Here is an 11296-nt window from a genome sequence, read left to right on the forward strand (position 1 = left end):
AGCCGCCACAGGCGATACAGGGCTTGGCCGACATGTATTTTTCGATCTCTTCGCGCATGCCGGCGCTTTCGGTTTCCTTGTAGCGCCGCTCCAGATTGCCGATGACACCTTCAAAGGCCTTGGACGTCTTGTACTGGCGCAGGCCATCGTCATAGACGAAATCGACCTTCTCGCGGCCGGTGCCATACAGCACCGCATGCTGCACCTCGAACGGCAGGTCGCTCCACGGCGTCTCGGTGGAGGCGCCGAACAGTTTCACCACCGCCGACAGCGTCTGAATGTAATAGGGCGCACTGGTCTTGGACCAGGGCAGGATGGCCCCGGCGCGGATCGACAGGCTGGAATCGGGCACGATCTGGTCGGCGTCGATCTTGCGCTCGGTGCCCAGGCCGTCACAGACCGGGCAGGCGCCAAAGGGATTGTTGAACGAGAACAGGCGCGGTTCGATCTCGGCAATGGTGAAGCCGGAGACCGGGCAGGCGAATTTTTCTGAAAACGTCTGCTGCCGTGCCGTGCCGTCTTCGTTCTTCTGGTCGGCAAATTCGATCAGCGCGATGCCATCGGTCAGCTTCAGTGCGGTTTCAAAGCTCTCGGCCAGCCGCCCAGCAATATCGGGCCCGATCACCAGGCGATCGACCACCACTTCAATGTCGTGCTTGAGCTTCTTGTCGAGGGCAGGGGCATCCTCGATCTCGTGATACTCGCCATCGATCTTGACGCGCTGGAAGCCCTTGCGCATCAGATCGGCCAGTTCCTTCTTGTATTCGCCCTTGCGACCGCGCGCGATGGGCGCCAGCAGATAGACCCGGGTGCCCTCAGGCAGTTCCAGAGTCTTGTCGACCATCTGGGTGACGGTCTGGCTCTCAATGGGCAGACCGGTGGCGGGCGAATAGGGCACGCCGACGCGGGCAAACAGCAGGCGCAGATAGTCGTAGATCTCGGTGACCGTGCCGACGGTGGAGCGCGGATTGCGGCTGGTGGTCTTCTGCTCGATGGAAATGGCGGGGCTCAGGCCCTCGATGTGCTCGACATCGGGCTTTTGCATCATTTCGAGGAATTGCCGCGCATAGGCTGACAGCGATTCCACATAGCGGCGCTGCCCTTCGGCATAGATGGTGTCAAAAGCCAGCGAGGACTTGCCCGAACCACTAAGGCCCGTCATGACGATCAGGCTGTCGCGCGGCAACTTGAGGTCGATGCCCTTGAGATTGTGCTCGCGGGCACCGCGCACGATGATCTCTCGGTTCAGGCTGGGCTTTGGCGTCATCAATCAAGTCCATGGCTCGGTGCGCCAGAGTGTTGGCAGCACAGCGGTCAAACGGTCGTCGGCAGGGCGGGAAGCTCCAGAAAATAGGCATTGCGGGCCACTGCCGCAAGTCGGCTCCGCGCATGGCGGCCCGGCGCTGCAGTCACCTTAGCGTGTCCACTCCACCTTGCCAAAGCGGCATATAACACCTGGAACATAAGAGGAACAATACAGATTCGGTCAAGCGCGACATGCCGTTTCACCCCAAGGCAAAGAGCCGGAACGATTGGTATTGTCCATGCGCGATTTCCCATGAGTGGCTCTGCCATTGGGGCAGGGCTGCTGACAAGCTGTGTCAGCAGCGTGAGGCAGGGGGCGTCTGCCTTGCTTTGGCCGCAAGTTCGCGCTCGGGCGCCAGCCATGTTAGGGTTTTGCCGTGGTCGCAATACTGCGGCCTTTACCGATATAGATCGGACTTTCATGCAAATTCCCGAATGGACGAAACCCGCACTTTACGGTGCGGCGACCGGTGCCGTTGCCCTTGCCATCATTGGCTTCAGCTGGGGTGGCTGGGTCACTGGCGGTAGCGCCCAAGAGCTTGCAGCCAAACAATCGGCGAGCGATGTCACCGCGGCCCTCACCCCCTATTGCGTGGAGCAGTCCACCAGCGACAGCAACCGCGTGGCGGTGATGGCCGAGCTGGGCAAAGCCTCGACCTATGCCCGACGCGGCATCATCGAAAAAGCGGGGTGGGCGACGCCTTTGGGCGCCGACGCGCCCAATCGTGACCTTGCCAACGCCTGCGCCCAGGCGCTCAAGCCAGCCTGATCCCGCGCCGTCAAGCGTCCCGCGCCGGCTGGCACGGGACGCTTGACAATTATCCGCAGCAGAACATAGCATGAACCTAAGGTGCGATTGGGCAGCGGCAGTCGTTTCTTAGGTGTTTAAAACATGCTGTTCAGGCGCGCGCCCGGCCGGGCGAAGCGCTAGAACAGTGCGGCATGCGGACTCCGATCAAGCAGCCGCGTCCGGGGTTGGCTGGTCCGCAACCATCGGTAAGTAAGCGTCCCGCGACCACGCAGACCGGGACTGAATTGAAAAAGGAATGAGCGATGGCAGGCAGTGTCAACAAGGTGATCCTGGTCGGCAATCTTGGCGCCGATCCAGAAGTGCGGAATTTGCCCAGTGGCGGCAAGGTGGTCAATCTGTCGATCGCCACCTCCGAGAACTGGAAAGACAAGAATACCGGCGAGCGCCGCGAAAAGACCGAATGGCACCGCGTGGTGATTTTTTCGGAAGGTCTGGCCCGGGTCGCCGAGAGCTATCTCAAGAAGGGCTCCAAGGTCTATATCGAGGGCCAGTTGCAGACCCGCAAATGGCAGGATCAATCGGGCGCTGACAAATACAGCACCGAGATCGTGCTGCAGGGTTTCAACTCGAACATGACGCTGCTTGATGGTCGTGGCGACAGCGGCGGCGGCGGCGACGATGGTGGCGGCTTCCGAGGCACCGGTGGTGGCGCCGGTGGCGGCGGCGCCCGTCGGCCGCAGGCCAACGCCCCGGCCTTCGAGCCCGGCGGCATGGACGACGATATTCCGTTCTAGGACATATCACCGTTTCGCAGAGACGGCGAAATCGCTCAAGCTCTTTGACGGTCGCCGTTTCGAGCGAAACAGTGGAGCCATTGTGGGGCCCATTCGCTCCGGGCTTCACCGCCGAGCAGAACATGTCAAAGGGGTCGCATCAGCGGCCCTTTTGCCCGTTCCGGTCAACCAGATCAGTCGGCGTGCCGGCGCATCGTATTGCGTCCGGCCGCCTTGGCCGCATAGAGCGCGATATCGGCTTTGCGGAACAGGTCTTCGGGCGAACCGCCGGTGTTCAGGGCCACCCCGACCGAGGCGCTCAGCGTAATGGTCTGCCCGTTGCGCAGATACGGCCCGCCCACCGCATGCACGATGCACTGGCCCAAGGCGTCGAGATCGGCCACACCATGATCGCCGGCCGGCAATACGGCAAATTCGTCGCCGCCAATGCGGGCCACCAATGCGGCGCCCTGACAGCAGGCGACCAGCCGCGCCGCAGCCTCCTTGAGGCAGTCGTCGCCCACGGCGTGGCCATGGGTGTCATTGATCTGCTTGAAGCCATCGAGGTCGATCAACAGCAGGCTGGTGACGGGGGCACCATGGGTGACGCCGCTCAGGTCGGCGAGCTGGTTCTGGAACTGGCTGCGATTGGCCAGTCCGGTCATCACATCGGTTTCGGCCAGATAGCGGGTCCGGTCGGCGAGCAGTTTTTCTTCGGTGATGTCCTGCTTCATGCCGAAAATGCGCCGGGCCACGCCATCGTGCGCCTCGACCGAACCGGTCAGCCGCATCCAGCGGCGTGTGCCTTTGGCAGTGATGATTTCCGCGTCGACGCAGAAATCGCTGCACTCGGCGATAGCCTTGGCGCGCGCCGTTTCCATGGCGATGCGGGATGCCGCCGTGTAGCAGTCGACGGTTGCTGCACGCTCGAGGGGTGCGCCGCGCGGCAGCTCGAACAGATCATAGACACTGTCGGTCCAGGTCAGGCTGTTATCGGCCAGATCGCAGGCCCAGACGCCGATTCTGGCGGTCTGGGAGGCGCGATTGAACATCTCGCGTTCCTGTTCCTGCTCGCTCCGCAGCACCGTGATCTGTCCGGCCTGGCGGGCGATGGTGGCCGCACTGGCGACGTCAATAGCCAGGGCCGCCAGCCTATAGGCCATGGCCGGGCTGCGGGGTTGACTATCGACCAGGCTCAGCAGCAGCGGGGCGCCGGGGTCGCCGGCAGGCAGGATCAGGCCGGCATAAAAACGCGCCACAGGGGCGGCAGTGTCCAGGCTGGTGGTGTCGGCAATAATCAGCGGTCCCGTGTGGCGCAGGGTCTGCAGTTGCAGCGGCTGCAGGTCGGTCAGCAGGTCTGTCGCGCCAACTGCCGCCAGCACCCGCAATCTGTCCGCGTCAACCCGGGTCAGGCTGGCGCTTTCGACGCCAAGCAGCACCCGCAGCCGGTGCAAGGTCGACAGCAGCGGATCGGGGGGCGCGGTCTCCGTCTGGGACGGGGCCCATCGCGCATGAATGGCGTGCTGACTGGTCAATAGGGGGACTCGGTGTTCAGGACCGCGTCAACTTAGCCAGCGCCCGTTAACACTTCTTCGTCTTTGCGATGAAAATGCGCGGCTGTACCGTTTATCGGCTGAACGGCACGTCAGCGCGCAGGCTGTCGCCATTCTCCACATAGATCACTTCAAACACCACATTGATGGCGTCGCGCGCCAGATTGATCTGGGCGGTGATCGCCAGTTCCTTGCCCTCTTCATCCTGGTCGCGTTCGCGCAGATTGAAGATCAGCCCATTGCCGCGCTTCTGGCCGATGGCAACGCCGGTAAAGGTGGCGTTCGAACTCATCACCGCCTCGTAGCGCTTGCTGGCGGCGATATAGGCCATGGTGCCCGCGACCGAGAGCTGGGTGCCGGCCAGGCTGCAGCGGCCGCTGTAATTGACCTTGTCCTGATTGCCTGGCTTGAGCGACAGGCGGCACAGAACGGTTTCGGTATTGGCGCCCACCAGCACGCCGCGCCCGCGCCAATCACCCAGATAGGATTGCAGCAGGGCCAGTTCGGCCGGGCCGGCATAGGCGGGGGCGGCGGCCGCACCACCCATGGCCAGCAGGCCGATGGCGGCAATCGCCCGGGTCAGCTGATAAAAACCGTTCATCGCGTCACATCTCCAGTTAAAGCATGGCCCGGCCATGCGGGGGCGCAAACCGATGCGGCGCAGCTCTGGTGGCGCGCTGCCGGCCAGAATCATGCCGCCCTCAATGTAGCTGCCCCCGCCATTTGCTCGCAAGCGGCAGTCAGCCCGGTGGCAGCAGGCGGCCCGTGCGCGTATCGCCGGCGGGATCATCGGGTGTGGCGTCGTGGTCGGCGGTGCGGACCCGAATCCTGGCCAGCGGCTGAAAGAAGCGCGCCCCGGCCACCAGAATGGCCGGCAGCATGAACAGATCCCCGATCAGCGCCAGCGCCAGTGAGAGCACGAACAGCCGGCCGAACAGCGCCACCTGCGGCAGATCGGAATATGCCACGATGGCCGTGCCGACGCACAGGATCACCGTGGTGGCGACGATGGCCCCGCCAATGCGCTCAAGGGTGTTCCTGATCGCGCCGATATGATCGCGATATTCCTCGCGCCGCCCATGCACATAGTGGCTGAGGAAATGGATGGTGTCGTTGACGGCAATGCCAAAGGCGATGGTCAGCGCAATCACCGTGGTCAATTGCAGCCCGGCCCCGCTCACCCACAGATAGGCCTCGGTGCCCAGGATCGGGAACAGATTGGGGACAATCGAGGCCATCGCCACCCGCGCCGAACCGAAGGCGAAGCCGATCAGCGCGATATTGAGGATGACGCTGACCGCCAGCGAGGCCTGCAGCGAGCGGACAATGTCATCGGTGGCAAAGGTGGTCAGCACGCGAAAGCCGCCGATCTCGGCCCCGGCAATGCCGGCCGCCAGCAGCTCGGCATCGATCCGCGCCACCATCGCCTTGAGCGCGTCGCTCTGGATGATGGTGGGCATGAAGCCGGTCACCAGGCCCTGCGTGCCGTCATCGGTGACGAAGCGCCGCTTCATGAAGGGGCCGATGGAATCCAGCACCTCCTCGCGACTGAAACCGCTATCGGTGTAGTTGGACATGCTGGCCACCGAGATGACCTTGTTGTCACCCAGTTCGGCCTCGACGATCGCGTGCACGCGGCGCAGCGTCTCGATGTCCCGGGCGCCGACATTGGGGTCATTGTCGCGCAGCGGTACCCGCACATAGAGCGGCGCCACCCCGCCCACGCCCTGATCGATTTCCGCCGCTGCACTGAGCGCATTGGAATCGGTGGCCATGAAATCCTCAAACGAGAACCGTGGCTGGATCAGGAAATACGGCACCACCAGCAGCAGCACCAGCAGCGCCGACAGCACGGTGATCGGCCGCCCGAAGCGGGTCGCCAGGAACCAGGCCAGCGGCACGGGGGCATTGAGGGCAAAACTGGGGGGCCTGGGCAGCCTGAAGCCGAGGTGCAGCGCCGCCTTGAGCAGCAGGGGCATGACGGTCATCAGGCAGACGAACATGATGGCGCTGCCCACGGCGCCGGCTATGGCGAACTCCTGCACGCCCTGGCCGGGCGAAAAATACAGCGAAGCGAAGGCCACCAGCGTGGTCAGCGTGGTCAGCGCCGTGGCCGGGCCGACCAGCTTGAGCGTGGCATCGACCGCCTTGTGCGGCTCCATGCCATCGCGCCAATAGGCCAGCCAGTTGAAGATGAAGAACATAGACTCGGCAAACGCCATCACCAGCACCAGCGTGGTGACGATAATGGTCAGAAACGAGAACGAGCCGAACAGCATCAGCACCGTGCCCATCGACCACATCACCGCGACGAACGGGGTGGCCGCGACCAGCAGCGCCCCGGTGAGCGAGCGCAGCGCGAACAGCGCAATCACCGCGCCCAGGGCAAAACCGTAAACGGTGAACTTGATCTGGTCATCAACCGCCGCATTGAGCATTTCGGAGGTCCAGATCGGCGGCCCGGTCAGCTCGATCTCGAGGTCGCCGCCCTCGTAATAGGCCAGCATGTCGCGCAGGCTGGCCAGCATGGCCTTGGTGCCGTCGCCCCGGGTCATCGCCTGATTGGGGAACATGATCAGCACCATGCCGGTCAGGTCCGGGTTGATCAGATTGCGCATCATCGGATCGTTCTGCTGCAGATCGGTCAGCGCCAGCGCGACCTCGTCAACATCGGTCATCCCCTCGGGCACCGCCGGCATCGAGCCGCCATTGCCGACCGGCTTGCGCAGCGAGAACGGCGACATGGTGCCGACGGCGAACTCGTTGAGCTCGAGATCGAAGGCCAGTTCGCGCACCTTTTCCAGCGTGGCTGGCTCGGTCAGCGTCGGCGAGCTGACCAGCAGATAGATGTCGTTCTCGAAGGTGCCAAAGGTGTCCGACAGCCGCTCATAGGCGTCGTAATAATGGCCGGAATCGGCATAGACCCGCAGCAAATTGCCGTCGACATTGGCCCGCGGCAATTGGGTGAAGCAGAGCAGGGTGAACGCCAGGGCGACCAGGGCCATGATGCGGGGAAAACGCAGCGTGGTCAGCCCGATATGCTCAAAGCCGAAGCCAATCGAGCGATCGTGCACGACCCGCGCCCACAGGCGACGGCGCAAAGACCCTTCAGACACCGTGCAACTCTCCCCAACGCGCTCCCTGTGGTGATTGGTACGGGGTTGCGGGAGAGGCGTCCAGCAGCGCGAGCACCGCTTGGTCCGGCTTGCACAGCTGGTTGCGGGTCTGCGGGCGAGACTGCCCGAGCGCCTGCGCTGCAGGCAGGGCGGATAACGGGCGCTGTCTCAGCCAGAGGCAGTGCTGGCGGATCCGCGCCCGGGGCGACGTTTGGGCGGGGGGTGAGTGCCGCACTGGTGCGACCCCTTCACCCCCACACCTGCTCCCACAGCGCGCGGGAGGGCTTAGCCGAGGGCGGCGCGGTTGGCCGCGAGGAAGTCGGCCAGGGCCTGCGGCTTGCGGCCGGAGAAGCGCTCCACCGTGTCGGTCGAGACGGCGTGGTAGCCTTCGGCGGCATCGAGGTCGAAGGCCACCAGCAATTGCGCCATGAAACTGGGGACGCCCGCTGCGGCAAGGCCACCAAGCAGTTGTTCGCCGCTCAAACCCACCCGCGCCACCGGCTTGCCGGTCAGCTGGGTATAGAGAGCGGCGAGTTCTTCCTGGGTCACCGGCGCCGGACCGGTGACGTCATAGACTTCTTTGCCGGTAGCCCCCAGCAGCGCACCGGCAGCGGTGCGGGCGGCGTCGGCGCGGGTGACGTAGTTGCGCCCGGCTCCGGCAGTGGCGTCGAACAACTGGCCGCTCGCCAGTGCCGATGCCGCGCCGAAAATCGTCATGTCGGCATAGATATTGTTGCGTAGCAGAGTGAAATCGAGGCCGGAGGCAGCGATGGCCTGCTCGGTCCAGAAATGGTCGGCAATGCCGCCGCCGCTGGCATTGGGGCGCGGGTTGGGCGCGGAGGTATAGACCAGGTGCTGCACCCCAGCGGCAGCGGCCGCCGCAACCGCCGCGCGCTGCTGAACCGTGCGGTTATCGGCGACGGTGCTGATGATGAGGGCCCGATCAACCCCGGCAAAGCCTGCTGCCAACGATGCCGCATCGTCAAAATCGAGGCGGCGGACTTCGACGCCGCGCGCGGCCAAATCCTCCAACTGGGACGGGTCACGGGTACCGGCCACGACGTGGGTTGCGCCACGTTCCAGCAAATCCGCCACGGCAAGCCGGCCAAAATGCCCCGAGGCGCCGGTAACCAGCAGCGTCTTGTCCTTGAATTGTGTCATCTGCATCTCCTGATTGCCCCGCTTGAACTGATGGCCAGCGGAGAGTAAGTATCGAAAAGAGAGTGCTATCTAGTACACCCACGGCGGGTCGGAAAGGAGGCACCTTTGCCGCATAACGTCACCTGGAGGTAACCGCCATGTATGCAGTCGACGCAACTGCAGCCCTGTTCGTGCAGCGCTGGAACGAGGCCGCCGGCCTGCCGCTGGGCGATTGCCCGGTACGCGGCGTGCTGGACCGTATCAGCGACAAGTGGAGCATGCTGCTGGTGATGACGCTGGCCGACGCCCCCAAGCGCTTCAATCAACTGCGCCGCGAAGTGCCCGATATTTCACAGAAGATGCTGACCCAGACGCTGCGGACCTTGCAGCGCGACGGCATGGTGGCGCGCCAGGTTTTCGACACCAAGCCGCCCGCAGTTGAATACCGGCTGACCCCGCTGGGCCAGTCCATCATCGTCCCGGTGGGATATCTGATCGACTGGGCCTCGAAGAACCATCCCCGGATCGACCAGGCAAGAGTGGCATTCGACGCGGCGGCCTAAGCTGCGCAACCGGCAAGCGCGGCATTCAGCAACAGCGAATTGCCCAGCAGATGCATGATCATGGACGCCACGAGGCTGCATCGCCCAGTTGAGGCGCTGCAGCCCGATCGAGGCCAGCGGCTGGCGCTTGAGCTTCAGCATCGCAAGGGCTAGCGCCAACGGCCAGCAGGTTCCAGACCAGTGCCGAGGGCGGCCCCTGGATGAAGCTCCAGTCCACACCGAGCACGTCGTTCCCCCGTCCTGCATTTCCGCATTGGTCAGGCGATGGTTACGCCCATCGCAGGGTTGCGACTGACATTGCTACAAACCTGCGGGCGATCATGCCAATTGCTTTACCACTTCTGATGTTGTGACCCGTATCTGCCTCCCAAGCAGGGCAATGTAATGGTTTGGCAAGCCCTTGGGTTGAAGCTCAATACTGAGGTGCTGCGTATGAGGTGTCCCGATGAGATTGGTTCTCTGTCTGCTGATGTTGTTAGTTGCAGCACCCATCGTCGCCGACGAGTGGGAGGTGAGCCGGGTTCGCGGCGAGGTGAACCAACAGGTGAGTGGCAAGTGGCAAGCGATTGCCCGAGGAGATGTGATCGCTGATGACCGCTTGCTGCGAACGGGCAGCGATGGCCGCATCGGCTTGTCGCGTGGCGCTGAAACCATTGAATTGCAGGGCGATACCCAGATCCGGATCAAGGATGCCGGCGATGACTTGATGACTTCGGTGTTGCAGGACTTCGGCGCGGTATCGATCGACGTGGAACGCCGCAATGTGCAGCATTTCTCGGTGCAGACGCCGTTTCTTGCCGCAGTGGTCAAGGGAACGCGGTTTACAGTGCGCTCGGACGAGCGTGGCGCGAGCGTCGACGTCAGTCGCGGTGTGGTGCAGGTACAGGACACCATCAATGATCTGGTCAGCGACATCCGCCCCGGGCAGGAGGCAACGGTGACCACAGAGGCTCCGCTGCTGGTTGACGGCATGGGCACCAAATCGGTGTGGAGCTTTGAGGGTGTCCCCGTCATCAACGGCACGACGACCGAAACCACCATGTCCAATAGTGGCCGCGGCAACGGCAATGACAAGGCTGCTGAACGCAGCCAAAATAACGCCAATAACCGCGCCAATGGGAATGCCAACAATGCTGGCGACAATGGCAAGGCCAACGCCGTTCGCTTCAGCAAAAGCAAAGGCAGTGCCGACGTAAAATCCGACAATGCCGGTGGCAATGGCAACAGCAATAGCGAGTCCAGCAATGCTGGCAGCAATGGAAACGGCAATAGCGCGTCCGACAATGCCGGTGGTAATGGCAATGGCAAGCCAAGGGGCTGAGCAAGGACCAGCGCCTCGCCGGTTTCTGTTGAAACCTGACCCAGGGGACGAGGCCCGATGAGAGTCGCCGTGCGGATCGCCAGCCTCGTCGTGATGCTTGCCGGGCTATGGAGCGCCGTCGGGCTCGGCTGGTTCACCGCTGTCGACCAGGCCCTGCAAGGATGGCGTTTTGAAACGTCCTCACGGCCAGTCAGCGGCGACATGGTGCTGGTGGAGATTGACTCCGCCAGCCTGCAGGCTGTGGGCGTTTGGCCCTGGCCGCGCACTGTCCACGCCGAATTGCTCGATCGCCTGATGGCCTATGGGGCGCTCGACGTCGTGTTCGATATCGATTTCAGCGTGGCGTCCACCCCCGCCGCCGATGCGGCCTTTGCGGCGGCTTTGGAGCGGGCCGGGGGCTACGCCTATCTGGCGGCGTTCCAGCAGAACTCAACGGGGGGCGAAATCCTGCTCAACCGGCCCCTGCCACAGTTGGAGGCGCTGGCCCGGCCAGTGCTGGTCAATGTGGATGGCGACGGCACCAGCCTGCTGAAATCGGTGCCGGCCATGTTGTGGTCGATCCCCTCGGTGCCGTTGACCCTGGTGCCGGATTCCGAACTGGCCACCCCATCCATTGTGATCGATTACAGTATTGATCTGACTGCCATCCCCCGCCTGTCGGTGGCCGCCATTCTCGATGGCTCGGCAGATCCCGCCCTGCTGAATGGCAAGCAGGTGATCATCGGCGCCAGCGCCATCGAGTTGCGCGACTTTTTCCGGGTGCCGCGTTTCGGT

General features: G+C 63.5%; 9 protein-coding genes and 1 pseudogene. 5 read left to right on the forward strand and 5 right to left on the reverse strand.

The features are described 5' to 3' along the window. A pseudogene (locus Q8O80_RS05670) lies at nt 1-1267 on the reverse strand (excinuclease ABC subunit A); the annotation flags it as partial. Between the two features lie 459 nt (nt 1268-1726). Between Q8O80_RS05670 and Q8O80_RS05675 the strand changes: the two are divergent. Beyond that, nucleotides 1727-2074 carry a hypothetical protein gene (locus tag Q8O80_RS05675; protein WP_305577835.1) on the forward strand — a complete coding sequence of 116 codons (348 nt, stop codon included), beginning with the start codon at nt 1727-1729 and terminating at the stop codon, nt 2072-2074. A gap of 284 nt (nt 2075-2358) precedes the next feature. Then, a complete protein-coding gene (ssb, locus tag Q8O80_RS05680) occupies nt 2359-2850 on the forward strand; it encodes a single-stranded DNA-binding protein (protein WP_305577837.1) in 492 nt (163 codons plus the stop codon). A gap of 173 nt (nt 2851-3023) precedes the next feature. Here ssb and Q8O80_RS05685 read toward each other — a convergent pair whose 3' ends face one another. The 4 genes from Q8O80_RS05685 to Q8O80_RS05700 form a co-directional block, all read right to left on the reverse strand. Further along, on the reverse strand, nt 3024-4364 hold the full coding sequence (locus tag Q8O80_RS05685) for a diguanylate cyclase domain-containing protein (RefSeq protein ID WP_305577839.1): 1341 nt from the start codon (nt 4362-4364) through the stop codon (nt 3024-3026). Between the two features lie 91 nt (nt 4365-4455). After that, on the reverse strand, nt 4456-4983 hold the full coding sequence (locus tag Q8O80_RS05690) for a hypothetical protein (protein WP_305577841.1): 528 nt from the start codon (nt 4981-4983) through the stop codon (nt 4456-4458). Between the two features lie 139 nt (nt 4984-5122). Further along, the gene (locus tag Q8O80_RS05695) at nt 5123-7498 is read right to left on the reverse strand and encodes an RND family transporter (protein WP_305577843.1); all 2376 of its coding nucleotides are present in this window, start codon (nt 7496-7498) and stop codon (nt 5123-5125) included. Between the two features lie 285 nt (nt 7499-7783). Then, complete coding sequence (locus tag Q8O80_RS05700; protein WP_305577845.1) at nt 7784-8659, reverse strand: NAD(P)H-binding protein; 876 nt, start codon at nt 8657-8659, stop codon at nt 7784-7786. A 137-nt stretch (nt 8660-8796) separates the two neighbouring features. Between Q8O80_RS05700 and Q8O80_RS05705 the strand changes: the two genes are divergently transcribed. The 3 genes from Q8O80_RS05705 to Q8O80_RS05715 form a co-directional block, all read left to right on the forward strand. Continuing rightward, complete coding sequence (locus Q8O80_RS05705; protein ID WP_305577847.1) at nt 8797-9201, forward strand: helix-turn-helix domain-containing protein; 405 nt, start codon at nt 8797-8799, stop codon at nt 9199-9201. 445 nt (nt 9202-9646) lie between these two features. After that, nucleotides 9647-10522, forward strand: a complete 876-nt coding sequence (locus tag Q8O80_RS05710; protein WP_305577849.1) for a FecR family protein — start codon at nt 9647-9649, stop codon at nt 10520-10522. A 57-nt stretch (nt 10523-10579) separates the two neighbouring features. Beyond that, the coding region (locus tag Q8O80_RS05715) for a CHASE2 domain-containing protein (protein WP_305577851.1) at nt 10580-11296 on the forward strand (717 nt) is incomplete at its 3' end.

Origin of the sequence: Devosia sp. (genome assembly GCF_030689745.1) — a bacterium.
GTDB classification, from domain to species: domain Bacteria; phylum Pseudomonadota; class Alphaproteobacteria; order Rhizobiales; family Devosiaceae; genus Devosia; species Devosia alba.

What these genes read in the sequence shown, in the direction of transcription:
- ssb (WP_305577837.1), top strand. Translation starts at nt 2,359, where the DNA reads ATGGCAGGCAGTGTCAACAAGGTGATCCTGGTCGGCAATCTTGGCGCC.
- Q8O80_RS05705 (WP_305577847.1), top strand. Translation starts at nt 8,797, where the DNA reads ATGTATGCAGTCGACGCAACTGCAGCCCTGTTCGTGCAGCGCTGGAAC.
- Q8O80_RS05675 (WP_305577835.1), top strand. Translation starts at nt 1,727, where the DNA reads ATGCAAATTCCCGAATGGACGAAACCCGCACTTTACGGTGCGGCGACC.
- Q8O80_RS05690 (WP_305577841.1), bottom strand. Translation starts at nt 4,983, where the DNA reads ATGAACGGTTTTTATCAGCTGACCCGGGCGATTGCCGCCATCGGCCTG.
- Q8O80_RS05710 (WP_305577849.1), top strand. Translation starts at nt 9,647, where the DNA reads ATGAGATTGGTTCTCTGTCTGCTGATGTTGTTAGTTGCAGCACCCATC.
- Q8O80_RS05700 (WP_305577845.1), bottom strand. Translation starts at nt 8,659, where the DNA reads ATGACACAATTCAAGGACAAGACGCTGCTGGTTACCGGCGCCTCGGGG.